The sequence below is a fragment of the Pseudomonas sp. LBUM1647 genome (assembly GCF_059716175.1).
Genome location: NZ_CP166809.1, coordinates 253,584 through 278,300, shown reverse-complemented (window position 1 = coordinate 278,300; position 24,717 = coordinate 253,584). Strand labels below are relative to the sequence as shown.

Genomic DNA, 24,717 nt, shown 5'->3' with positions numbered 1-24,717 from the left:
TCTCCTTGGGTTTTGGGTTCCAGACGTAAAAGCCTAGACCAAGGCTGTTACTTGCGGTTCCAACCCGACCAATGACGCCGCTTCCCCCCAAGCGCTAGAATCCGAACCTTCCCGCGCCCTGGAGCGAAGATGGACATCAAGCAACTGAAATTCCTCATCGCCCTCGACGAAACGCGGCATTTCGGCCAGGCCGCTGCGCGTTGTCACATCACCCAGCCGACCCTGTCCATGCGCCTGCGCAGCCTCGAAGAAGAACTCGAGTTGCCGCTGGTCAATCGCGGGCAGCGCTTCGAAGGATTCACCGCACCGGGTGAACGGGTGCTGGCGTGGGCGCGCACCGTGCTGGCGGCCTACGACGGCTTGCAGGCCGAGGCGGCTGCCTGTCGTGGCAATCTGGTCGGTACGTTGCGTCTGGGCGTGGTGCCGCTGTCGAGCTTCGACCCGTTGCCGCTGATGCAACGTTTGCACGCAGAGCACCCGAACCTGCGCTTCGAACTCTCGGCCCTGAGTTCCGAGCAGATCCTCGAGCAACTGGCGAACAATCGCCTGGATCTGGGCGTGTCGTATCTGGAGCGACTGGACGGCGAACGCTTCGATTCCCTGGCGTTCAGCGAAACCCGCATGGGCCTGCTCTACGATCAGCGCTTCTTCAGTTTCGGCGAGGCGCCGCTGAGTTGGGAGTCCCTGATCGAACTCCCGCTGGGCATGCTCACCAGCGGCATGCATTTTCGGCAGTCCATCGACCACAACTTCCACAGTCGCGGCCTCACCCCGCAGCCGTTACTGCAAACCGATGCCGTCCACCAATTGTTACAAGCGGTGCACGGTGGATTCTGCTGCGCCGTGATGCCGCTGGATGGAGGCCTGGAAAAACTCACCGATCATTTGCGCCTGCAACCCATCGAAAAGGCTCAAACCCTCGCCCGACTGGGGCTGATCATGCGTCGCAGCGCCCCGCGTTCGGCGCTCGCGGAAGCCTGCTTCGCGATTCTTCAGCAATCGCTGCCGAGTTCTTGATCGACGCCATCTATCGGTAGATCAGTAATAGCGATTAGACGCGACAAGTTGACGCGCCTAGGCTTAAAGCAGCCTAAACCGTCGGTGATGCCTCATGAACGCCAAGCACCCTGTCTGCGCGGCGCCAGCCCTCGAAACGCCAGCGCCCGCCGCAAGCCAGACGTACAGTTACTGCGACCTTCAAGACACCGAATCAGCCAGCACCGCGCTGGCCGAAGAAGTCGCGTTGGCGATCGCTTATAACGGCATCAGTCAGGCGGTCATGTTGGTGACGCCGACGGACCTTGAAGACTTCATCGTCGGCTTCAGCCTCGGCAGCGGCATCATCGAAGACGCTTCCGACATTTATGACCTGCAACTCAGCGGCTCGGGATCAGCGCAATACGCGCAAGTGACCATCGCCAACCGCGCCTTCTGGAATCTCAAGCAACAACGCCGGCAAATGGCTGGCACCAGCGGCTGCGGGCTTTGCGGCGTGGAAGCCGTGGAACAGGCATTGCCAGATCTCAAGGTGTTGCCCGGCGCACCCTTGCCGCCCGCCGAATGGCTTGATGGCTTGCGTCAGCGCATCGGGGCGTTTCAGCCTCTTGGCCAGTACTCCGGCGCGGTGCACGCCGCCGTGTTTATGAACAGTCAGGGTCAATTGCTGCTGGGCCGCGAAGACATCGGCCGACACAACGCCCTCGATAAGCTGATTGGCGGACTGATCCGTCAGAAAATCCCGACCACCGGCGGGCTGGCGATTGTCACCAGCCGTTGCAGTCTCGAATTGATTCAGAAAGTGTTGCGCGCAGGTATCCAGACCTTGGTCAGCCTGTCGTCGCCCACGGGCCTTGCCGTGCAATGGGCCCGACGCCACAACCTCAATCTCATCCACCTGCCGCAGAAAAATGCGCCGCGGGTCTACAGCCCTGCGACGGAGAACCAAGCGTGAGTCAACATCAACAAGCCGACCAGAAACCCGTCCCCCGCTACAAGCCCTACAAAGGCCCAGCCGGTGGCTGGGGCGCGCTGGCCAGCGTTGCCCGGGCCTGGTTGACCAGCGACAACGCGCTGAAAAACCTGCGCATGATGCTTAAAACCAACAAAAACGGCGGGTTCGACTGCCCCGGTTGCGCCTGGGGCGATTCCAAGGAAGCCGGCATGGTGGCGTTCTGCGAGAACGGCGCCAAAGCAGTGAACTGGGAAGCGACCAAACGCCGTGTAGACGGTGCGTTCTTTGCCAGACACAGCGTCAGTTCGTTGCTGGAACAAAGTGACTATTGGCTGGAATACCAGGGTCGTCTGACCGAGCCACTCAGCTACGACGCCGAAACCGATCGCTACAAACCGATCAGCTGGGAAGCTGCGTTCGCCTTGATCGCCAAACATTTGCAGGGCCTGTCGAGCCCGGATCAGGCCGAGTTCTACACCTCGGGCCGCGCCAGCAACGAAGCGGCGTACCTGTATCAATTGTTCGTGCGTGCCTACGGCACCAATAACTTCCCCGATTGCTCGAACATGTGCCACGAGGCCAGCGGTGTGGCCATGGCGCAAAGTGTCGGCGTCGGCAAAGGCACCGTCACCTTCGACGACTTCGAACACGCCGACGCGATCTTTGTCTGGGGTCAGAACCCTGGCACCAACCACCCACGGATGCTCGAACCGCTGCGCGAAGCGGTGAAACGCGGCGCTCAGGTGGTATGCATCAACCCTTTGAAGGAGCGCGGCCTGGAACGCTTCCAGCACCCGCAACACCCGATCGAAATGCTCACCAACGGCGACAAGCCGACCAACACCGCGTACTTCCGTCCGGCATTGGGCGGCGACATGGCAATCATGCGCGGCATGGCCAAGTTCCTGCTGCAGTGGGAGCGTGACGCACAGAAGGCGGGGGAGCCTGCCGTATTCGACCACGACTTCCTCAATGAACACAGTGTCAACGTGCTGGAATACCTGGGCATCGTCGACGACACCTCGTGGGAGCAGATCGTCGAACAATCCGGACTGACGCTGGTTGAAATCGAGCAAGCGGCGCGGATGTACGCCAAAGGCAAGAACGTGATCATGTGCTGGGCGATGGGCATCACACAGCATCGCCATTCGGTGGCGACCATCCAGGAAATCGCCAACCTGATGTTGTTGCGCGGCAACATCGGCCGGCCCGGCGCCGGTCTGTGCCCGGTGCGCGGCCACAGTAACGTGCAGGGCGACCGGACCATGGGCATCAACGAGCGTCCGCCGGTGGCGTTCCTCGATTCCCTGGAGCGTCGCTTCAAGTTCAAGGTGCCGCGTGAAAACGGTCACAACGTGGTCGAAGCGATCCATGCCATGGCCGACGGCCGCGCGAAAGTCTTTATCGGTCTGGGCGGCAACTTCGCCCAAGCCACCCCGGACAGCTCACGGACCTTCCAGGCCCTGAGCAACTGCGACCTGACCGTACAAATCAGTACCAAGCTCAATCGCAGCCACTTGGCCCACGGTAAAGAGGCGCTGATCCTGCCGTGCCTGGGCCGCACCGACATCGATATCCAGACCGAAGGCCCGCAAGCGGTCACCGTCGAAGACTCGTTCAGCATGGTTCACGCCTCCAACGGCCAGTTGCAGCCGCTGTCGAACCAGATGCGCTCCGAGCCATCGATCATTGCCGGCATCGCCGCCGCGACCCTGGGCAGCAAACCGGTGGACTGGAACTGGCTGGTGGCCGATTACCGGCGCATCCGCGACTTGATCGCCGACACCATTGCGGGTTTCAAGGACTTCAACGAGAAGATCCAGAACCCGGGCGGGTTCTACCTCGGCAACAGCGCCGGTGCTCGCCGCTGGAATACCGCGTCAGGGCGCGCCAATTTCCGTCCGAACGTCCTGCCTAGAGATCTGGTGCACGAACGCACTCGCGCCACCGGCGTATTGCCGGACCTGATCATGCAGTCGATGCGCTCTCACGATCAGTACAACACCACGATTTATGGGCTTGATGACCGCTATCGCGGCGTGAAAGGTCAGCGTGATGTGTTGTTCGTCAACGAAGCCGACATCATTCGCCTGGGGTTCAAGCCGGGGCAGAAGGCTGACATCGTTTCGATCTGGGATGATGGACGTGAGCGTCGGGTGAAGGGCTTCACGCTGCTGGCGTTTGATATCCCTGCCGGGCAAGCGGCGGCTTACTACCCGGAAGTGAATCCGCTGGTGCCGCTGGAAAGCATCGGGGATGGCAGCCATACGCCGACGTCGAAGTTTGTGGCGATCCGGTTGGAAACGGCGAGTGAGACTGGACTCATCATGGCCAAGTCGGCCTGACGCGGTAGCAGGTCTGGCCTCTTCGCGAGCAGGCTCGCTCCCACATTTGATCTGCGCTGAACACAAATCCACTGTGGGAGCGAGCCTGCTCGCGAAAGCGGTGGATCATTCAACGAATCTTCCGGATCAATACTTTCCAAACGCCCACAAAAAAGGCCGTTTTTGTATAAAAACGGCCTGTCCGAAGTAGCTAAAGACCGGCGAAAAACACTTAAGTTCCGCCTAAAAAACAGCAACTTATAGAAATGTGCTCAAGTCGTGTTACTCGTCGGATTTCGATTGTCACGACCAAGACACAGCCTCAGGATCGCGCCGTCATCCCCTTGAGGTTCCTCTATGAAGTTCTCCTCGATTCTCTTGTTGTCCCTTGGCCTGGTCAGTGGCTTCGCTTCTGCCGGCGGCACCACCGAAGCTGGTGTGGGCGGCGCATTGGGCGGGGTTCTGGGCTCGGTCGTCGGTCAGTCACTAGGCGGCAGTACAGGTTCCACCATTGGCGCGGCCCTGGGCGGCGCGGGTGGTAGTGCTGTTGGCGCAGACAAACGCAGCCGTGGCGAAGCAGCCATTGGCGGTGCGTTGGGCGCAGCAGGCGGTAACGTGGTCGGTCGCAGCATGGGCGGCACCACCGGCAGCCTGATCGGCTCCGCAGCAGGCGGCGGTGCCGGTGGCGCGCTGGGTAACTACATGGGCAACAAGAGCGATGACGATGATGATCGTCGTTCCTATCGTGGTGGCCATGATGATCGTCGCAACTACCGTGGAGGCCGCCATGATCGCGGCCACCATTACGGGCATCGCAAGCACAAACATCGCTATCGCGACTGAGGTTGAATCACCTCGTTTACCGGTAGATCAAAAAAATCGCAGCCCAAGGGCTGCGATTTTTTTTGCCCGTCAAACCACCAACCGCTCCAGCGCCCCGCGCAACCCGGCAGGAATCGCCACCGGCTGATTCGACGCCCGGTCTACAAACACATGCACGAACCGCCCCGCTGCGCAGGCTTCGTCTTCCCCGGCCTTGAACACTGCCAGCTCGTATTGCACCGAACTGTTGCCCAACTTGCCCACCCGCAAACCGATTTCTATCCGGTCAGGGAAGGCAATGGAAGCGAAGTAATCGCAGGCCGAACTCACCACAAAGCCAACTACTTCGCCATCATGGATATCCAGATCGCCGACTTCGATCAGGTAGGTGTTCACTGCCGTGTCGAAGAAGCTGTAGTAGGTGACGTTGTTGACGTGACCATAGGCGTCGTTGTCATGCCAGCGGGTGGTGATGGGTTGGAAGTGGGGGTAGTCGGTGCGTTGAGTCATGGGCGGCTCTCGTCTTGGTGAGGTGTTCCCACGCGGCGCGCGGGAACGATCGAGTCGGTGAAGTCTACCGATCCGCAAACCCTTTACCCACCGCCGCCAACTCTCCAATTAACCGCGCAGGCTTCCACTGATCACCCTGCTTCGTCTCAAGCGCCAGCAACCGCTGGTGAATATCCGCCAGCCCTTGCTGGTCCGCCCAGGCCATCGGCCCACCCTTGTCCGCAGGGAAGCCATAACCATTGAGGTACACCAGATCGATGTCGTGCGCCGATTCGGCAATCCCTTCCTGGAGGATCTTCGCCCCTTCATTGACCAGTGCCAGCAAGCAGCGCTCAAGAATCTCCTCAGGCCCGATCTCGCGACGCTGGAAGCCCAACCCTTCGCTGACCTTCAACACCAGCGCATCGACTTCAACATCGTGCTCAGCCTGGCGACTGCCCGGCTCATAGTGGTAATACCCATTGCCACTCTTTTGACCAAAACGACCCAATTCGCACAGACGATTGTCCACCTGAACCTCAGGCGCATCTTGCCCTATGCCGGCCAACTGCCGAGCGCGCCACTCCAGATCGATACCGACCACGTCGTACATGCGGAACGGCCCCATGGCGAAGCCAAAACCTTGCAGTGCCGCATCGACCTGATAGGGATAAGCGCCTTCGAGCAACATCTTGCGCGCTTCGAGCACATACGGATGCAGCATGCGGTTGCCGATGAAACCATGGCAGTTGCCCGACACCACGCTGACCTTGCCCATTCGCTTGCCCAGTGCCAGGGCAGCCTCAAGCACCACCGGCAAAGTCTGGGCACCGCGAACGATTTCCAGCAGTTTCATGATGTGCGCCGGGCTGAAGAAGTGCAGGCCCAATACCTGTTGCGGACGGCGAGTGACCGCGGCGATGGCATCAATATCCAGCGCCGAGGTATTGCTGGCCAGAATGGCTTCGGGTTTGAGCAGACCGTCCAGTTCACGGAAGATTTTCTGCTTGAGTTCGAGGTTTTCGTACACCGCTTCGATGACCAGATCGACATCGCAGATCGCCGCGTAGTCAGCAGCCGCCGTTACCCGTGCTATGCGAGCGTCCGCTTCGGCCTGATCGATCCGTCCCTGACGCACGTTGTGGGCGTAGGTGTCCGCCACGGTAGCCAGCGCCTGTTCAAGCATCTGTGGATTGTTATCGACCCACTGCACCGGGACGCCGGCGTTAGCCAGACACATGACAATGCCACGGCCCATGGTGCCTGCGCCAATGACGGCGGCGCGCTGAATAGTGAACGTTGTCTGGCTCATACTTGTTCTCTTGTTGGCGATCCAAAGACAGCCCTCACCATAGTCAGCCATCGCGAGTTTTTGAAATTTATTCCTGTGATGAGCAACATTCAGCGGATGGATGTACTTCGAAAACACCGACTCCCCCCTGTAGGAGCTGCCGAAGGCTGCGATCCTTTGATCTTGAACTTCGGCAATTTCAGCACCGCCAAAGATCAAAAGATCGCAGCCTTCGGCAGCTCCTACAGTTAGAGGTGCGACTGGGACCAGTCGCGGACTTCGGCATACGGATAATCCTCCAGCGCCGCAAACCCGGGAATCGACCGTGCCTTGAGCTTGGTGAACAGCGGCACGCCAATGCCGCATAAAAACCGCGTAACGCGTTCCGCCGACGGAGTGTTGCCGGTGTACTGCTCATGCCTGTGGATAAAATCACCGCACGACGCCTCGAAGTTTTTATCCACAAGCGCCGGTAATTCCGGTGGCGTCGGCAACCGCGCCACATCCCCGTGACACACCGAACAATGCCCGCACTGCTGCGGCGCATTTTCATCGCCGAAGTACTCGGCCAGGCGATAACCCAGGCAATGGTCCGTGGCGAACAGATCCAGCATGGCGTGAATCCGCGCGATCTCGGTGCGCTCATGCCGGGTGAAGTAGGCGTGTAACTCAGCGCTCAGGGCCTGGCTGTTGAAGTCCGTTTGCAGCAGGCTGTAGACCTCGGTCATCTGCTTGCTTTCGAGCTCGACCCAGCCCTTTTCCTGGAAATAATCCAGCGCCTTCACCACGCGATTACGCTCGGCCTGATGCTGCTCATACAGCGCATCGAAATTCACCGTGGCCCAGGTCCGTGCGCGGTTCGAGGTCTGGATGATCGCCGCGACGAAGTCCTTGCGCTCACCCTCGAAGCGGGCCAGCAAAGCCTCGGGTTCCTGCAAGTATTTGAAGCGGTATTCGGCGTAATAGGCGTAACGCGGCGCAATGATTCCGCGCAGCTCCAACTGCACCAGCAAGGTCTTGAGCGGCAATTGGCGGATGTTGCTTTGGTCCGCCAACGGCCCCAACAGAAACTCCCACTGCCCCTCCGGCGCGGCGGCTTGCAACTCGTCGAGCACGTAGCGGATGCCATCCAGCTCAGGCGTATCGCCGTAGACGAAGTTTTCCAGCACGTTGAGACTGTCGCGGTTGGCCAATACCAGGCAGTCGGACGGCTGCCCGTCACGCCCGGCGCGGCCGATTTCCTGGCTGTAGTTTTCGATGGATTTGGGCAGGTCAAAATGCACCACGTTGCGGATGTCGCTTTTGTCGATGCCCATGCCGAAGGCGATGGTGGCAACGATGCAATTGGACTGCCCGCCCATGAACCGGCGCTGGATGGCTTCGCGTTGTTCGTGGGGCAGACCGGCGTGATAGGCCTCGGCCTGAATGCCGTTGCGGACCAGATGTTCGGCAATGTGCTCGGCGGTTTTCTGCAGGGTGACGTAGACGATGCTCGGTTGGTCGGGACGCTGACTCATCCATTCGACAAGGCGTCGGCGCTTGTCCTGACCGCGCACCGGCTCGACCAGCAAGTTGAGGTTCGGCCGATAGAAACCGGTGGTCACCACATCGTCGGGAGCAATGGCGAACTTGGCCTCCATGTCGGCGATCACTTTGGGTGTCGCTGTGGCGGTCAGCAGCAGCGCCTGTGGGATGTTGAACTGGCGCTGATAGTCGGGGAGTTTGAGGTAGTCGGGACGGAAGTTGTGGCCCCACTCCGAGATGCAGTGCGCCTCGTCCACCACCAGCAACGAGATCGGCACTTGCTGCAAGAAATTGCGGAAACGCTCGTTCTTCAGGCGCTCCACGGAGATCATCAAAATCTTCAGCTCGCCGGACTTGGCCCGAGCCATCACGTCGCTGGCGTCATCGCGGCTCTGGGCTGAATCGATACTGCCCGCCGCAATGCCGTGGCGCTGCAGGAACGCCAGTTGATCCTGCATCAAAGCCAGCAGCGGCGAGACCACCAATGTCAGGTGCGGCAGCAGCAAGGCTGGCAATTGATAACAAAGGGACTTGCCCGAGCCGGTGGGGAAAATCGCCGCCGCCGAACGCCCGGCCAACACCGCGCTGACCGTCGCCTCCTGGCCGGGCCGAAACTGTGGAAAACCGAAAACCTGTTCCAGGGTGTTGTGCATAAGCTGTCACTCCGTTGACCGCTGCGAAGCCCAAAGCCTAGCTGGCAAACGCAGCGAGTCGAGAAAAGGTCGGGGACCAAAACGATACGGGATGATACAGCTTCGAACGATCGTCAGCAGACGATGAGGCTACGGCACCAACACCGCCACTCGCAGCTGCTCATTAAGCGCCTGCTCGTGAAACACCTGGCTCTTGCTCGCCCAAATGGCATGGGCCGGGCTGATTTCGCCGGTGAACGCCGCCGCCAGCTGACGCAAATCAGCGACGCTTCGCACGCGGGGGCAGAAGGGTTCGCCGTCGCAGTTCTGACTCGCGCTGCGATAGGTGGTCAGCAGCCGGTCCCACAGCCCGTCACGCACCTGCCTGACCGACTTGAGCTTCACATCCTGCACGCCCAGTCGTTGTTTCAGGCTCTGTTCGTCCAGCGCTTCGCTGGCCAGCAATGCCTTGCCGAACATCAGCACTTCAGCACGGAAAGCGGTGTCCATGCTCGCCTGACTGGTCAGCGCATCCGGCCAACCGGTGCGATCCATATTGGCCAGGACCATCGAGTTACCGGCGTCAGCAGCACCCGCCGCGCGACAAACCCCGGCCCACAGCAACAAAATCGAGGCCATACGTAGCCATTGCATACTTAATTCCCTTTAAGCGTTGGACGGACGTTTCGAAACGTCCTACTGATTCTGGCGCGCACCATACAGAGGTTTGATGCGTTACGCCTGACAAACCCGTAGGAAATTTGCCGTCTAAGGGTTTAGGCGTAAAAAACCTCGGGAAACGCGTAGGTTCGGTCCGAAAAGGCAGGTAAAACCCCTACAAACCCTGTCCATTGGAGCCGTATTGCCGGACGACATCGTGCCCTTCTATAGTCTGCGGCGCGGCTGAAAACAGTGTCTCGGCCTGCCGGGAGCCACCTCCCGATTTCGCACAGGACGAACCTCGATGTTTACAGAACGCTATCGCCCGCTCAAATCCCGCTACAGCGACACCCCCGTGCTGGTCATCGATACAGAAGCCGACCCTCACGAAATCCTCGACGCCGCCCGCCAACGCATCCGCGCCGCCAGCGAATTGCTCGAAACGCTTTATTGCCTGTGCTTCAAACAGGCGGATGCGAGTGATATTCCCAACATCGTCAATGCGCTGTATCTGCTGACTCAGGATGGTAATGAACTGCTCGACATCGCCCGGCAACGCCTCCCGAAAACCACAGTTGGTTAATGCCCGGACAAAAATCCCTGTGGGAGCCGGGCTTGCCAGCGATGAACGATAACGCGGTGCACCTGATAACAATCAAACGAGAGAATTTGCGGTTAGGGATAAGTCCGTAGGCAAAGCCCTATCAAAGCTTCATCCCGGTCCTACAACCACAGACACCTTGTCGCCTATCGCCACCCGGCGACTCGCACCTATAGTCGGACTGTCGCTGCCAATTCAGCGACTCGGGCTTGGTCACCTGAATAGAGAACTCATTCCGCTTCCGTTGTATGCTGCGGCACTTCAAGTGCCTGCACGCTATATGGTGGCTGTGTTCGGGACGCCTTCGGGCGTACCGGCAAAGTGAGTTCTCACCGGTTTGACCAACCCGAACACAGTCCGCCTCCCATCGCTTGGTCACGATGGTGGTGGTTTCTCCTGATGCACTTGAGAATTCTCACTATGAATAAATTGAACCCGTTCCCCGATCGCTACCGTCCCCTCCAAACAAACCTCACCGATTCTCCACCCCTGGTCATCGACACAGAGGCCAACCCCCAGGACATTCTCGAAGCCGCCCTCCAGCGCATCCGAGCCTCCGGCGACCTACTCAAAACCCTACATTGCCAATGCTTCAAAAACGGTGACGTGGAAGACATCCCGCATATCACCCACGCCCTCTACCTGTTGACTCAGGACGGCTGCGACCTACTGAAAGTCGCCCAACAACGCATGATGGGCTGGAAAGCACCAACCTGACACCGAGCGAAGAGCGTTCCCTCACTCCACTCTGCGTGGGAACGATCAAGTTAGTCGGTCCTTCCCCCAGAGCCCGACGATCAATAAGCTCCACCCAAGCCCAACCGGACACCCTCGCAATGAACCTCGCCCCCAACTTCCCCGACGACCACGCCATGCACCTGCTCATGCAGCTGCTGCACGAAGAGCTCGGCCTGCCCGAACGCAAAACCATCAGCCTCATCACCTCGATAAATTGCGACCTGGGCTGCGACGGCGCAGATGCGCGGCATTTGATGGAAGCGCTGGAAGAACAGTTCGCCATCGACTTCATCGACTACGACGCCTATCGCTACTTTCAGCCGGAAGGGTTTGATGTGTTCCTCAAACGCCGAGCCAAAGGTCGCGGCGACAAAATCCCGTTGACCATCGGCATGCTTTATCAAGCGGTCAAGGTGCAACGGTGGGATACAAAAGTTCTGGAAGAGATCTCGCCCAACACTTAAGTGGCAATATTCTGGCTGTTTTTAGGTATTTAAGTTGGAATATTGGCAGTTTCAATAATCCGCCTCCCACGTATATCTGGAGCGGCCGTACTGACAAAGAGAGTCTTGCTACACGTTGGGAGCAGTCCAGCTAATTACCACATAAGTGCTATTATTCTGGCAGTTAAAGCTTAAAAACGAAGGAATAATGGCACATGGCTAAAAAAACAGCCCCCCTGCTGCCGGCTGCATCCAGGTTGCTCGCCGAGTTTGGCGAACGACTCAAACTCGCTCGGCTACGTCGCAAGCTGACAGCCAAACAAGTGGCTGAGAGAGCAGGCATGTCGCTGACAACGCTGCGCTCATTGGAGTCCGGCGGCTCAGGCGTGACGATCGGTGCTTATATGTCCGTGATGCAGGTTCTGGGCCTGGAGAAAGACTTGAGCAAGCTCGCAGCAACGGATGAGTTGGGACGCCAACTGCAAGACGCGCAATTAACCCCACGAGCGAACTCCGCAGCCAGTAAACGCCAACGAGTGCGCAACGTGGCTTCAACGAAAGCATCGTCACCCGTTCAAGACCGGACGACGCAAGCACCGGAAAGCCCCATCTCCGATTCGGATCTTGAGGTTGATTTCCCATTGAACACCCACTCTTTTTCCAATTTGTTTACCAAGAAAAAATCCAAACCTGAGACGGATTAAAGATGACACTGATCGCGGTGTATGCCGATTGGGAAACCCTGCAAAGACCAAGGCGTCTTGGGTTTCTTCATGCCGGAAAGGCTCGCTCCACTAATGTGTTCGAGTTTGAGTACGACACTGCTGCCTTGGCCGATCCCGAGTTGAATTTCACGACGCTGGATCCCCGCATCAAGCTCTTCGAAGGGAGACAGTTCCCAGGACAGCACCAGAACCGCTTCGGCGTTTTTGCCGACTCAAGCCCGGATCGCTGGGGTCAATTGCTGATGAAACGCCGACTTGAACGGGACATCCGCGACGGCTTGGCCCCGAAGGGTACCAAGCTCTATGACTCGGATTTCCTGTTAGGCGTTCATGACCTCTATCGAGTCGGTGCTATTCGCTACAAGCTCAATGACGAAGGCAATTTTCTGGATGATCGAGATGGATTGGCGGCGCCTCCCTTTGTCGAGTTACGTGCGCTGGAGCAGGCAAGTCGAGCGCTGGAAAACGATCCAGACAACACGTCACTCGATGGGCGCGAGTGGCTGAGAATGTTGATCGCACCCGGTGGTTCATTGGGCGGTGCCAGGCCCAAGGCCAGTGTTGCTGACAAAAATGGTCATCTGTGGATCGCCAAGTTCCCGAGCACTCGGGACGACTATGACGTCGGCGGATGGGAATTCGTGGTGAGTGTTCTGGCGAATCAATGCGGCCTGCGGGTGGCGAAGGGTATTGCGCAACGCTATGCGAGCGACCATCACTGCTTCATGGTCAAACGCTTCGACCGTACCGAGACGGGTGGGCGACTACATTTCGCCTCAGCCATGACCATGACTGATCGCGTGGACGGTGACGATGCATCGGTGGGCGCCAGCTATCTAGAGCTGGCAGAAGTACTCATGGAGCATGGCTCAGAACCCGACAAAGATCTCCGCGAGTTGTGGTCGCGCATCGTGTTCAACATCCTGGTCTCCAATACCGACGACCACCTGCGCAACCATGGTTTTCTCCTTGACCCCGGTCGGGGGTGGCGCCTGTCTGACGCCTACGACATGAACCCGGTAGCACATGCCGATGGGTTGAAGCTCAACATTACAGATGCCGACAACGCGCTGGATCTCGAACTCGCTCGCGAAGTGGCCGAGTACTTTCGGATCAGCCGTGTAGATGTGGAAGAGATTATTGAGAGCTTCCAAGAGGTCGTGAGTCAGTGGGCAAAAGTGGCCAGCGCAGCGGGACTGTCGAAGCGAGAACAAGACAATATGGCTCCCGCGTTTCGCCTGTCTGCCAAGTGACCCCGTACTGCTCGTCTTTTGCCCACAAAAAAGCCGCCCCGAAGGGCGGCTTTTTCATTTGCTAAATCCAAGCCTTACAACTTCGGCCCAGCAGCCTTGATCGCGTCGCTCACTTCAAACTTCTTGAAGTTTTCAACAAACAACCCAGCCAGTGCTTTAGCCGCTTCATCGTAAGCAGCCTTGTCGGCCCAGGTGTTACGTGGGTTCAACAGGCCAGTTTCAACGCCCGGTACGGCCAGAGGCACGTCGAGGTTGATGGTGTCGAGGTGTTCGGTTTCAGCACCGATCAACGCGCCGCTCTGGATCGCTGCGATCACGCCGCGAGTGGTCGGGATGTTGAAGCGTTTGCCGACGCCGTAGCCGCCGCCGGTCCAGCCGGTGTTGACCAGGTAGACCTTGGAGCCGAAGCCGCGGATGCGCTTGATCAGCAGCTCTGCGTATTCGCCAGCCGGACGCGGGAAGAACGGTGCGCCGAAGCAGGTGGAGAAGGTCGACTTGATGCCGCTGCCGGAACCCATTTCGGTCGAGCCCACCAGTGCGGTGTAGCCGGACAGGAAGTGGTAGGCCGCTTGTTCTTCGCTGAGGATCGACACTGGCGGCAGTACGCCGGTCAGGTCGCAGGTCAGGAAGATCACAGCGTTTGGCTCGCCACCGAGGTTTTTCTCGGAACGCTTGGCAACATGCTCCAGCGGGTAGGCGGCGCGGCTGTTCTGGGTCAGGCTGACATCAGCGTAATCGGCGTGCTTGGCGTCATCGATAACGACGTTTTCCAGGACTGCGCCGTGCTTGATGGCTTTCCAGATGACCGGCTCGTTCTTCTCGGACAGGTCGATGCACTTGGCGTAGCAGCCACCTTCGATGTTGAAGACAACGCCTTCACCCCAGCCGTGCTCGTCGTCACCGATCAGGTAACGGCTTTCATCGGCGGACAGGGTGGTTTTGCCGGTGCCGGACAGACCGAAGAACAGGGTCACGTCGCCCGCTTCGCCGATGTTGGCGGCGCAGTGCATTGGCAGCACGTCGGCAGCCGGCAGCAAGAAGTTCTGCACCGAGAACATGGCTTTCTTCATTTCACCGGCGTAACGCATGCCTGCGATCAGCACTTTCTTCTGAGCGAAGTTGAGGATCACGCAACCGTCGGAGTTGGTGCCGTCACGCTCTGGCACGCATTCGAAGTTGGCAACGTTGAGCACTTGCCACTCATCACGGCCAGCCGGGTTGTACTTTTCCGGGTTGATGAACAGGCAACGGCCAAACAGGTTCTGCCAGGCAGTCTGGGTGGTCATCTTCACGGCCAGGTAGTGGTCTTCGGAAGCACCTACATGAACGTGGGAAACGAAATGCTCTTGCGCATTGTTGAACGCTTCAACGCGGTCCCACAGGGCATCGAACTTGTCGGCCGGGAACTTGCGGTTGATCGGGCCCCAGGCGATGGAAGCCGAAGTGGACGGCTCGTCAACGATGAAACGATCGACTGGCGAGCGGCCGGTACGGTGACCGGTGCGAACAGTCAGCGCGCCGGTATCGGCAAGCTCGCCCTCACCGCGACTCAGAGCTTCTTTTACCAGATCATCAACACTCAGATCGGTGTACACGGCGTTATTGGCTTGCGTCATGAGATTCCCCGTCGGCCAGTGGCCGAGTGTGCTCCAAACGTTTTGTAGTAGAAAGTCGTGCACTACTACCGCGACAAAAAGTGGGCCGGATTATGCCAGAAAAGCCCAAAAATAGTAGGGCCCTCCCGTCAGAACGGCGTTAATCCGGCACTAACCAGTGAATTTACCTGCGCTGAACCGTTTTAGTGACGGGTATCTGACGGCGTATCAACACCCGCGCCGGCGAACAATTGAGCGATATCGGCGGCGTCGAACAGGTAGCGCTCGTTGCAAAACTGGCAATCAATCTCAATGTTGCCGCCATGTTCGATCACGAGCGACTGGGCATCTTCCAGACCCAAACTGACCAGCGCATTGGCAGAACGTTCGCGCGAGCAGCTGCAACGGAAGCGCAGTTTCTGCACATCGAACAGACGAACCTGCTCTTCGTGGTAGAGGCGATGGAGAATGGTTTCGTTTTCCAGGCTCAGCAATTCATCGGCGGTCAGGGTGCTGCCCAGCGCGGTGATGTGCTGCCAGCTGGCGGCGCGTTCTTCTTCGTCTTTCAAACGATCAGCAGGCAGTTGTTGCAACAACAGGCCACGGGCGCGACGACCATCGGCGTACAACCAGAAACGCGTACCGACTTGTTGGGACATCACGAAGTAATTAGTGAAGCACTCCGACAGGGTTTCGCCATCGAGGTCGACGATGCCCTGGTAACGCTGGCCCTGAGTCGGGTCGACGGTCAGCGCCAATACGCCGTTGGGCATCAGGTCGGCGAGGGTCGCATCCGGCGCGATCTGCTCGGCTTCATATCGGGCCAGACCACGGATTTCGCGCTCGCTGGAGCACTCGATCATCAGCAGCGGGATCGGACCTTCGGAACGAGCCTGGAGAATCAGCAAGCCATCGAACTTCAAGGTGCCGACCAACAACGACGCCGCCGCCATCAGCTCGCCGAGCAGTTGTGCAACCGGCTCCGGGTACGGGTGTTTAGCGAGGACTTCGGCGTAGCTACGCTCCAACGCAACCAGCTCGCCGCGGGTGTCGCTGTCATCGAAGATGAAGCGTTGGGTGTAGTCGGTATCCGGTAAATCGGTCATAGGTCTGGGTATCTGAAGTAATGACAAAATGAGTTCAAACAGCGAGAAATTGCGCCTCTGCGGCACCATTTGGGTGCGCGATGTTCAGCCGTGAGGGGCATTTTATGAACAATCCGGGTTTGTTCCAAGCAAGGTGGAATTTCCGCCGGTTGGCTTTATGCAATTTCTTGCCTCTGGCGCTGCTGGCCTTCTGGTTATGGCCTACGGGTCAGAGGTTGCGCGTGGTTTTCGACGAGTGGCGCCTTCACCCATCCAACGCGCTGCTGGCGATTAACCCGATATGGCTACACGTTTGGGCAATTGCAAGCTCGATCCCATAAGGACTGTGCAATACCTGTGGGAGCGAGCTTGTTCCGGGCGGCGATCCGACGAAGGCTGCTTCACAGGCAACACAGAAGCAACTGACTACTCGTCGTTACTGCTTCCACGAAACTTGAACAAATCCCGTCGCTGCTTCTTGCTCGGCTTGCCATCGGTGCTCACGCCCAGCGAACCGGCCTTACGCATGGCCGCAGCCGCCTCGCGCTTGGCGATGCTGGCGTCAGTTTCGGCATAGAGCGCCTGAGCCTCTGGCGCACCACGGCGTACGATCGACAGCGCCTGAACCACCACCGTGCGCTCCTCGAACCCTGCGCGAATCTGAAACTCGTCGCCGATCCTCGGTTCCTTGCCCGGTTTGCAGCGCTCGCCCCGGCAATGCACCTTGCCGCTTTCAATCGCCGCCTTGGCCAAGGCGCGTGTTTTATAAAAACGCGCGGCCCACAACCACTTATCGAGACGGACCTTGTCGTCCTCTTCCTGTTTTTGTGCCACTTGAATTCCTCTTTCAGCCAAGTCGGAACTGTACTACCGTTTCTGTCGGGCGCAATAACTCGACCCTCCAGCTAGAATGCGATCTTGGCCGGATCACCGGCATGGAGTGATCGAGTGACTACATTTCCGTCTTCATTGACCTCGCCTCAGGGCGGGTGCCAGGGTTGTCAGCAAAGCGAGCCACTGGGCTTCGATTTTGCCTTCGCCTACCAACCGATCGTCGATTTGCGAGACCAGTCGATTTTCGCCCACGAAGCGTTGGTTCGCGGCCTGGCCGGTGAAGGTGCGCTGTCGGTGCTCAATCAGATCACCGAGGACAACCGCTACCGTTTCGACCAGCTCTGCCGGATGCGAGCCATTGAAGGGGCGGCGAATCTAGGGATGCAGACATTCCTGTCGATCAACTTCATGCCCAACGCCGTGTACCGCCCGGAACTGTGTATTCGCAGCACGCTGGAAGCCGCGAAAAAACACAACTTCCCCATCGACCGGTTGATTTTCGAAACCCTGGAAAGCCAGCACGTAGATAACTATCGCCATTTGACCAATATTCTGCGTGAATACCGCGAATTCGGCTTCAAGACCGCCATCGACGATTTCGGCGCGGGCTACTCGGGGCTCAATCTGCTCGCTGATTTCCAACCGGACCTGATCAAACTCGACATGGCACTGATCCGCGATGTCGACCGTGATCGTGTTCGTCAGGCTATCGTTCGAGGGATTGTCACAATCTGTGCGGAGCTGAACGTTACAGTCATTGCCGAAGGGATCGAAAGCGCCGGAGAACGGGACTTCCTGGCGGACTGTGGAATTTTTCTGATGCAAGGTTACTGGTTCGCCAAACCTGCATTCAAAGCGTTGGCTCAGGTAACGCCTGAGGCCTGGACGCGTTAATCGCTGGTTTATTCCTATTGAAGACATTTGACCATTTGACCGTTGTCGGTCTGCGCGAGTGGGTGGCGCTCCCGGATTTGGGAGTCGCGGGCCTGCGCGCAAAAATCGACACCGGCGCCAGCACCTCCAGCCTGCATGCCACCGATATCGAGCCGTTCGAGCGCGACGGGGAGCAGTGGGTGCGCTTTACTGCTCACTTGGGCACGGTGGTGCAACTGCGTCACCGGCGCTGCGAAGCACCGCTGGTGACGATGAAAACCATTAAAAGCTCCAACGGCCACGCGCAGAAGCGTTACGTGGTCAGCACCACCCTGGCCCTCGGTGATCGGGTCTGGCGGGTCGAATTCACTCTCGCCTGCCGCAAGTCCATGCGTTATCGCCTGTTACTCGGTTCCAAAGCCTTGATTGACGGCCAGTTGGTGGTCAATCCGGGCATTAAGTACGTACAAGACAAGCCGGTGTTCCCGGTATCTACCTCCTCCACAGGTGTTGCATGAAGATCGCTGTGCTGTCGCGGAACCCGCGTCTGTATTCCACTCGTCGTCTGGTCGAAGCCGGTACCGAGCGTGGCCATGAAATGGTGGTGATCGACACCCTGCGCGCCTACATGAACATCGCCAGCCACAAGCCGCAGATCCACTACCGCGGCAAGCCGCTGGAGGGTTTCGATGCGGTGATCCCGCGGATTGGCGCGTCGGTGACGTTTTATGGCTGCGCGGTGTTGCGTCAGTTCGAAATGATGGGCGTTTTTCCACTCAATGAATCGGTGGCCATCGCACGCTCGCGGGACAAACTGCGATCCCTGCAATTGCTGTCACGCCGTGGAATCGGTTTGCCAGTCACCGGTTTTGCGCACTCCCCGGATGACATTCCCGACTTGATCGAGATGGTCAACGGTGCGCCGCTGGTGATCAAGGTGCTGGAAGGCACTCAGGGCATCGGCGTCGTGCTGTGTGAAACGGCGACGGCGGCGGAGTCGGTGATCGAGGCGTTCATGGGCCTGAAGCAGAACATCATGGTTCAGGAATACATCAAGGAGGCCGGCGGGGCGGACATTCGCTGCTTCGTGGTGGGCGACAAGGTGATCGCGGCGATGAAACGCCAGGCGAAGCCTGGGGAGTTTCGCTCCAACCTGCATCGCGGCGGCAGCGCCAGCCTGATCAAGATTACACCGGAAGAACGCATGACGGCGTTGCGCGCGGCGAAGGTCATGGGGTTGGCGGTGGCGGGTGTGGATATCCTGCGCTCCAATCACGGGCCGCTGGTGATGGAAGTGAATTCGTCGCCGGGGTTGGAAGGGATTGAAACCACCACCAGCAAGAACGTGGCGGGGATCATCATTGAGCATCTGGAGAAAAATGGTGGGCCGAATATGACTCGGACCAAGGGAAAAGGTTAACCCTGATAATTATGGCGGCTGGAAGGCCGCCTTCGCGGGCAAGCCCGCTCCCACAGGGTTATTGGTTGGCCGCAAAAGTCTGGTCAACACATAACCACTGAGGGAGCGGGCTTGCCCGCGAAGAGGCCATCAGCTCAACTGAAAAAACCAGCCTCTAAACAGCATCCCTAGGCAGCATCAATCCAAGCGGCAACCGCACCCGCGCTTCCAGCCCGCCACCAGAACGGTTACGCAGTTCAACATTCCCGCCATGCATCGAAGCAATCCGCTTCACAATCGCCAAGCCCAACCCGGTCCCCTTGCCACCCCGGGCACGGTCACCCCGAGTAAACGGATTGAAGATCGCTTCCAGCTCGGACGGATCAATCCCCGCCCCACGATCCATGACACTCAGCACCACATACGGCGCGCTGGTATCCCCGGAGACATAGGCCGCCACCTCAACCCCGCTGCCCGCGTGATGCAAGGCGTTGCCAATCAGGTTGTTCAGCAGCCGCTTCATCGACACCCGACGCAATGGAAACGGCTGAATCGGCTCCAGGCGCAGGCGCACTTTCTCTTCGTTCTGGTTGTACGGCGCCGCGACTTCGCGCACCAGATCGCTCAAGTCCACCTCTTCCACCGACTCGTCACGACCATCGCGAATGAACGCCAGGAATTGGTCGAGAATCGCGTCCATGTCTTCGATGTCGCGGATCATGTCGTCCGTCAGGTCGCTGTGGTCGCCCATCAGCTCCAGAGACAACCGCAAACGGGTCAGCGGTGTGCGCAAGTCGTGAGACACCCCGGCCAGCATCAACTCGCGCTCACGCCCCGCCTGTTCGACGTCCTCGGCCATCTGGTTGAAGGCGCGATAGACCTCGGTCATTTCACTCGGCGTGTCGCTGATCGGCAGCCGCACACTGCGACCCTGGCCGAGCTGCCTCGCGGCATAGACCAAACGTTTCAATGGTTGATTGAGCTGGCTGACGAAGATCCACGCCGAGGCGGTGGACAGCAGACCGATAGCGAGGAACCAGCCGAGCACGTTCCAGATTTTCTGGCCCCGCAACGGATGCGGGTAAAGCGGTACTTTCAGCCAGCCGTCACCCAGGCTTGGCGCCCGAACCCACAGGGCTGGTGGCGAATGCATTCGCAATCGGACTTCGGTGTCGGCGCCCAACTCGTCACGCATCTGCCGCTGATAAATCTCGCTGTAAGGCCAGTGCTGCTCACCTTCCGGCACGCCAGCACCCACTACCCGGATCAGGGTCGCGGCATCGGCAATCTTTGTGCGGTTTTCTTCATCGGCCGCCCAATAAGCGCGTAGCGTCAGGGCGACGCCGTGGCTGTATTGGCGGTCCACCAGCACGTCTTCGTTCATCAACAGATAAACCAGGGTCAGCGCCTTGGAGAACAGGACGACGATCAGCACCAGCCAAAGGGTGCGGGAGAAGAAACTCTGGGGGAACCAAACGGGGGTTTTCATGGATAACCGCTACACACTTGCAGGAGCGAGCGATGCTCGCATATTGCGGATCGCGAGTCTGCGAGCAAGGTCAACTGACCCGTTGCCCGCAAGACCCGCTCCTACAAATCACCGATCACTTGGTGGCGGCGCCATCCGGAACGAACACGTAACCCACGCCCCAGACTGTCTGGATGTAACGCGGTTTGGACGGGTCGGGCTCGATCATCCGGCGCAGACGGGAAATCTGCACATCGATGGAACGCTCCAGGGCATCCCACTCGCGGCCGCGAGCCAGGTTCATCAGCTTGTCGCGAGTCAGTGGCTGACGGGCGTTCATGACCAAGGCCTTGAGCACCGCGAATTCACCGGTGGTCAGCATGTGCACTTCGTCACCGCGTTTGAGCTCGCGGGTCGCCAGGGACAGCTCGTAGTCACCGAAGGTCACGCTTTCGTCTTCGCTGCCCGGGGCGCCCGGCACAGGCGTCGACTGACGGCGCAGGACCGCTTTGACGCGAGCCATCAGCTCGTCCGGGTTGAACGGCTTGGCCAGGTAATCGTCGGCGCCCAGCTCCAGGCCCTTGATGCGGCTCAGCTCATCGCCCTTGGCGGTCAGCATGATGATCGGGATCTGATTGTTCGCGGTGCGCAGGCGGCGGCAAGCGGTCAAGCCGTCTTCGCCGGGCAGCATCAGGTCGAGGACGACCAGGTTGAACACTTCACGCGCCAGCAGGCGATCCATTTGTTCAGTGTTCGGTACGGCGCGGGCGCGGTAGCCCTTGCTGACGAAAAAACGTTCCAGCAGGCTGCTCAGCCCTGGATCGTCGTCAACAATAAGAATTTTTTCGCCTTCAGCAATGTTTGCAGTGCTGCTCATTAGATGCTCCTTTGATCTCGGCGCGCATTATGGCGTAGCTGCCGTTATACGCACCGTGTGCATTGTTAGCAGATTTTTCCTTGATCGCCACAAATCCGGCCTTTATGCCTACAGCCTGCGATGCCCCCGAATGACAGAACGCTGGTTATAATGCGCGGCCTTTTGTGTCAGGCAACGTCTGATCATTACTGTAGGTGGCCGTTTTTTATTTTCATGGCGCCGGCAGTAATTGTTCGATTTCACGGGTCAACGGGAAGCCTGTTGATCCAGGTAGCGGCGCAGGCCAGGCCGCTCAACCAGACTCGCCGAGCCCTTATCTCTGCGCCTGCGAGCCTGCTTTCACAATTTGTCAGGTGGTTTTATGGACAGCATCAACAGCCGCATCGCCGAGGAACTCGGCGTACGCCCACAACAGGTCGAAGCGGCCGTCGCGCTACTCGATGAAGGCTCCACGGTGCCCTTCATCGCCCGCTACCGGAAAGAAGTGACCGGCAGCCTCGATGACATCCAGCTGCGTCATCTGGAAGAGCGTCTGCGCTACCTGCGAGAACTCGACGAACGGCGTATCAGCATCCTTGCCAGCATCCAGGAACAAGGCAAGCTGACCCCGCAACTTGAACGCGACATTAAACTCGCCGACACCAAAACCCGCCTCGAAGACTTGTACCTGCCGTACAAGCAGAAGCGCCGCACCAAGGGCCAGATCGCCCTGGAAGCCGGCCTCGGCGAGCTGGCCGACGGCCTGTTCAACGACCCGACCCTGACGCCAGACGCTGAAGCCGCGCGCTTCGTCGATGCCGAAAAAGGCGTCGCCGATGTGAAGGCGGCCCTCGAAGGCGCCAAGTACATCCTGATGGAACGCTTCGCCGAAGACGCCGGCCTGCTGGATAAATTGCGCAGCTACCTCAAGCAGGAAGCCACTCTCAGCGCCCGCGTCATCGCCGGCAAAGAAGAGGAAGGCGCCAAGTTCCGCGACTACTTCGAACACGACGAACCGCTGAAAAGCATGCCGTCGCACCGCGCGCTGGCGATTTTCCGTGGCCGCAACGAAGGCATTCTGAGTTCGGCGCTGAAAGTCGGCGATGAACTGCCGGGCACCATGCACCCGTGCGAAGGCATGATCGGCCAGCAATTCGGCATCCAGAACCAGAACCGCGCCGCCGATAAATGGCTGGGTGAAGTAGTGCGCTGGACCTGGAAGGTCAAGCTCTACACCCACCTCGAAACCGACCTGCTGGGCGAACTGCGCGACGGCGCAGAAACCGAAGCGATCAACGTGTTCGCTCATAACCTGCACGACTTGCTGCTGTCGGCGCCGGCTGGCCCGCGTGCCACACTGGGTCTCGACCCGGGTCTGCGCACCGGTTGCAAAGTCGCCGTGGTCGATTCCACGGGCAAGCTGCTGGATCACGCCACGGTTTACCCGCACGTGCCGCACAACAAGTGGGACCAGACCATCGCGATCCTCGCCGCCCTGTGCGCCAAGCATGCAGTGGACCTGATCGCCATCGGCAACGGCACCGCCAGCCGTGAAACCGACAAGCTGGCCGCTGAGCTGATCAAAAAATACCCAGCCATGAAGATGACCAAGGTCATGGTCTCCGAGGCCGGCGCATCGGTTTACTCGGCGTCGGAACTGGCTTCGAAGGAATTCCCGGACCTCGACGTGTCGATCCGTGGCGCGGTGTCGATTGCCCGTCGCCTGCAGGATCCACTGGCTGAGCTGGTGAAGATCGATCCGAAATCCATCGGCGTCGGCCAGTACCAGCACGACGTGTCGCAGCTGAAACTGGCGCGTGGCCTGGACGCCGTGGTCGAAGACTGCGTGAACGCTGTGGGCGTCGACGTGAACACCGCCTCCGTGGCGCTGTTGGCCCGCATCTCCGGCCTCAACGCGACCCTGGCGCAAAACATCGTCAGCCACCGCGACGAGCACGGCGCGTTCAAAACCCGTGCGGCGTTGAAGAAAGTCGCTCGTCTGGGCGAGAAAACCTTCGAACAGGCCGCTGGCTTCCTGCGCGTCATGAACGGCGACAACCCGCTGGACTCGTCTGCGGTTCACCCGGAAGCCTATCCGCTGGTACAACGCATCGCCGCTGAAACCGACCGTGACATCCGCTCGCTGATCGGCGACGCCAGCTTCCTCAAGCGTCTTGATCCGAAAAAGTACACCGACGAAACCTTCGGTCTGCCAACGGTCACCGACATTCTGCAAGAGCTGGAAAAACCTGGCCGCGATCCGCGCCCCGAGTTCAAGACCGCCGAGTTCCAGGAAGGCGTCGAAGACCTCAAGGACCTGCAGCTGGGGATGATCCTCGAAGGCGTGGTGACCAACGTGACCAACTTCGGTGCTTTCGTCGACATCGGCGTGCATCAGGACGGTTTGGTGCATATCTCTGCGCTTTCGGAGAAGTTCATCAAGGATCCGCGTGAAGCGGTGAAGGCCGGTGATGTGGTGAAAGTGAAGGTCATGGAAGTCGACATCCCGCGCAAACGCGTCGGTCTGTCGATGCGTATGAGCGACACCCCAGGCGAGAAAATCGACGGTGCCCGTGGTGCACGTCCGGGTTCGGCGCCACGCCAGTCCCAGAACACCGCGCCGCGTAAAGAAACCACGGCGGCGGCCCCGGCCAACAACGCCATGGCTTCGCTGTTCGCCAACGCCAAGCAGTTGAAGAAACGCTGATGGACATCCCGGCCGGGCTGACCGAAAGCGCTTTTTTCAAGTTGCTGGGGTGTCGCTTGCACAGTCTGGAGGCCGGGGTGGCGCAAGTCGCCCTCGGACTTGCACCAGAGCTGCGCAATCGCGGCGGCAAGCTGCACGGCGGGGCCTTGTTCAGTCTGGTGGACATTGCCATGGGGCTGGCCTGTTCCAGCACCCACGGCTTTGACCAGCAGAGCGCGACCATCGAATGCAAGATCAATTACATTCGCGCCGTCGCAGACGGTGAAGTGATGTGCACGGCGCGGGTGATTCACCCGGGCCGCCGCACGTTGGTGGTCGAGGCTGACGTGATGCAGGGCGACAAACTGGTCGCAAAAGCACAAGGCACGTTCGCTGTCCTGTAGCTAGAGGTCACCCATTTGAGTTAATTTCGGCGCTGTGACCGCAGCGTCGGAGTTTCCTGTGGGA

At 59.2% G+C, this 24,717-nt stretch carries 23 protein-coding genes and 1 pseudogene; 15 read left to right on the top strand and 9 right to left on the bottom strand.

Annotated features, from left to right (window positions below):
* The first annotated feature begins 129 nt into the window (after positions 1–129).
* From ACA059_RS01240 to ACA059_RS01225, 4 genes are all read left to right on the top strand, one after another.
* Positions 130–1,017: a LysR family transcriptional regulator gene (locus ACA059_RS01240; protein WP_150656814.1), complete on the top strand. Its 888-nt coding sequence runs from the start codon at positions 130–132 to the stop codon at positions 1,015–1,017.
* A 94-nt stretch (positions 1,018–1,111) separates the two neighbouring features.
* The gene (fdhD, locus tag ACA059_RS01235; RefSeq protein WP_497632401.1) at positions 1,112–1,951 is read left to right on the top strand and encodes a formate dehydrogenase accessory sulfurtransferase FdhD; all 840 of its coding nucleotides are present in this window, start codon (positions 1,112–1,114) and stop codon (positions 1,949–1,951) included.
* Entirely contained in the window at positions 1,948–4,296 is a 2,349-nt protein-coding gene (locus tag ACA059_RS01230) for an FdhF/YdeP family oxidoreductase (protein ID WP_497632400.1), read from the top strand. The genes fdhD and ACA059_RS01230 overlap by 4 nt, the downstream gene beginning before the upstream one ends.
* Positions 4,297–4,632: 336 nt before the next feature.
* Positions 4,633–5,118, top strand: a complete 486-nt coding sequence (locus tag ACA059_RS01225) for a glycine zipper domain-containing protein (protein WP_497632399.1) — start codon at positions 4,633–4,635, stop codon at positions 5,116–5,118.
* Between the two features lie 69 nt (positions 5,119–5,187).
* Here the strand turns inward: ACA059_RS01225 and ACA059_RS01220 are convergent, their stop codons facing one another.
* From ACA059_RS01220 to ACA059_RS01205, 4 genes are all read right to left on the bottom strand, one after another.
* On the bottom strand, positions 5,188–5,607 hold the full coding sequence (locus ACA059_RS01220) for an acyl-CoA thioesterase (protein WP_497632398.1): 420 nt from the start codon (positions 5,605–5,607) through the stop codon (positions 5,188–5,190).
* Positions 5,608–5,671: 64 nt separating this feature from the next.
* The gene (locus ACA059_RS01215) at positions 5,672–6,898 is read right to left on the bottom strand and encodes a 3-hydroxyacyl-CoA dehydrogenase (protein ID WP_497632397.1); all 1,227 of its coding nucleotides are present in this window, start codon (positions 6,896–6,898) and stop codon (positions 5,672–5,674) included.
* 227 nt (positions 6,899–7,125) lie between these two features.
* Positions 7,126–9,054, bottom strand: coding sequence for a RecQ family ATP-dependent DNA helicase (locus ACA059_RS01210; protein WP_497632395.1), 1,929 nt, complete (start codon positions 9,052–9,054; stop codon positions 7,126–7,128).
* A 129-nt stretch (positions 9,055–9,183) separates the two neighbouring features.
* Positions 9,184–9,687 (bottom strand): polysaccharide deacetylase, encoded by a 504-nt coding sequence (locus ACA059_RS01205; RefSeq protein WP_497632393.1) that lies wholly within the window; start codon positions 9,685–9,687, stop codon positions 9,184–9,186.
* Between the two features lie 310 nt (positions 9,688–9,997).
* On the opposite strand from ACA059_RS01205, the gene ACA059_RS01200 reads away from it, so the two are divergent.
* From ACA059_RS01200 to ACA059_RS01180, 5 genes are all read left to right on the top strand, one after another.
* Complete coding sequence (locus ACA059_RS01200; protein WP_497632392.1) at positions 9,998–10,276, top strand: hypothetical protein; 279 nt, start codon at positions 9,998–10,000, stop codon at positions 10,274–10,276.
* Between the two features lie 438 nt (positions 10,277–10,714).
* The gene (locus ACA059_RS01195; protein WP_497632391.1) at positions 10,715–11,011 is read left to right on the top strand and encodes a hypothetical protein; all 297 of its coding nucleotides are present in this window, start codon (positions 10,715–10,717) and stop codon (positions 11,009–11,011) included.
* 119 nt (positions 11,012–11,130) lie between these two features.
* Complete coding sequence (locus ACA059_RS01190) at positions 11,131–11,496, top strand: DUF1493 family protein (RefSeq protein WP_497632390.1); 366 nt, start codon at positions 11,131–11,133, stop codon at positions 11,494–11,496.
* Positions 11,497–11,690: 194 nt separating this feature from the next.
* On the top strand, positions 11,691–12,179 hold the full coding sequence (locus ACA059_RS01185) for a helix-turn-helix domain-containing protein (protein WP_497632389.1): 489 nt from the start codon (positions 11,691–11,693) through the stop codon (positions 12,177–12,179).
* 2 nt (positions 12,180–12,181) lie between these two features.
* Complete coding sequence (locus tag ACA059_RS01180; RefSeq protein WP_497632388.1) at positions 12,182–13,453, top strand: type II toxin-antitoxin system HipA family toxin; 1,272 nt, start codon at positions 12,182–12,184, stop codon at positions 13,451–13,453.
* Positions 13,454–13,527: 74 nt separating this feature from the next.
* Here the strand turns inward: ACA059_RS01180 and ACA059_RS01175 are convergent, their stop codons facing one another.
* Together ACA059_RS01175 and hslO are read right to left on the bottom strand one after the other, a co-directional pair.
* Positions 13,528–15,069: a phosphoenolpyruvate carboxykinase gene (locus ACA059_RS01175; protein ID WP_140680458.1), complete on the bottom strand. Its 1,542-nt coding sequence runs from the start codon at positions 15,067–15,069 to the stop codon at positions 13,528–13,530.
* Positions 15,070–15,251: 182 nt separating this feature from the next.
* Positions 15,252–16,154 carry an Hsp33 family molecular chaperone HslO gene (gene hslO, locus ACA059_RS01170; RefSeq protein WP_497632387.1) on the bottom strand — a complete coding sequence of 301 codons (903 nt, stop codon included), beginning with the start codon at positions 16,152–16,154 and terminating at the stop codon, positions 15,252–15,254.
* A 104-nt stretch (positions 16,155–16,258) separates the two neighbouring features.
* On the opposite strand from hslO, the pseudogene ACA059_RS01165 reads away from it, so the two are divergent.
* Positions 16,259–16,471: pseudogene (locus ACA059_RS01165) on the top strand (phosphatase PAP2 family protein); the annotation flags it as partial.
* 88 nt (positions 16,472–16,559) lie between these two features.
* On the opposite strand, the gene ACA059_RS01160 reads toward ACA059_RS01165, so the two are convergent.
* Positions 16,560–16,967, bottom strand: a complete 408-nt coding sequence (locus tag ACA059_RS01160; protein WP_129439414.1) for an RNA-binding S4 domain-containing protein — start codon at positions 16,965–16,967, stop codon at positions 16,560–16,562.
* Between the two features lie 114 nt (positions 16,968–17,081).
* On the opposite strand from ACA059_RS01160, the gene rimA reads away from it, so the two are divergent.
* Genes rimA through rimK form a run of 3 tightly spaced genes read left to right on the top strand, consistent with a single transcriptional unit; the run spans position 17,082 to position 19,260 of the window.
* Positions 17,082–17,861, top strand: a complete 780-nt coding sequence (gene rimA / locus ACA059_RS01155) for a S6 modification regulatory phosphodiesterase RimA (RefSeq protein ID WP_497632385.1) — start codon at positions 17,082–17,084, stop codon at positions 17,859–17,861.
* 17 nt (positions 17,862–17,878) lie between these two features.
* On the top strand, positions 17,879–18,358 hold the full coding sequence (rimB, locus tag ACA059_RS01150) for a retropepsin-like aspartic endopeptidase RimB (RefSeq protein WP_462039761.1): 480 nt from the start codon (positions 17,879–17,881) through the stop codon (positions 18,356–18,358).
* Positions 18,355–19,260 (top strand): 30S ribosomal protein S6--L-glutamate ligase, encoded by a 906-nt coding sequence (gene rimK, locus ACA059_RS01145; RefSeq protein ID WP_008149287.1) that lies wholly within the window; start codon positions 18,355–18,357, stop codon positions 19,258–19,260. Before rimB ends, rimK begins: the two co-directional genes overlap by 4 nt.
* A 154-nt stretch (positions 19,261–19,414) precedes the next feature.
* Here the strand turns inward: rimK and ACA059_RS01140 are convergent, their stop codons facing one another.
* A complete protein-coding gene (locus ACA059_RS01140; RefSeq protein WP_497632384.1) occupies positions 19,415–20,728 on the bottom strand; it encodes an ATP-binding protein in 1,314 nt (437 codons plus the stop codon).
* 115 nt (positions 20,729–20,843) lie between these two features.
* Positions 20,844–21,584, bottom strand: coding sequence for an osmolarity response regulator transcription factor OmpR (gene ompR / locus ACA059_RS01135; protein ID WP_027922237.1), 741 nt, complete (start codon positions 21,582–21,584; stop codon positions 20,844–20,846).
* Between the two features lie 361 nt (positions 21,585–21,945).
* On the opposite strand from ompR, the gene ACA059_RS01130 reads away from it, so the two are divergent.
* Both ACA059_RS01130 and ACA059_RS01125 read left to right on the top strand, forming a co-directional pair.
* On the top strand, positions 21,946–24,270 hold the full coding sequence (locus ACA059_RS01130; protein WP_429533433.1) for a Tex family protein: 2,325 nt from the start codon (positions 21,946–21,948) through the stop codon (positions 24,268–24,270).
* The gene (locus ACA059_RS01125; protein WP_050482828.1) at positions 24,270–24,653 is read left to right on the top strand and encodes a PaaI family thioesterase; all 384 of its coding nucleotides are present in this window, start codon (positions 24,270–24,272) and stop codon (positions 24,651–24,653) included. The genes ACA059_RS01130 and ACA059_RS01125 overlap by 1 nt, the downstream gene beginning before the upstream one ends.
* Positions 24,654–24,717 lie beyond the last annotated feature (64 nt).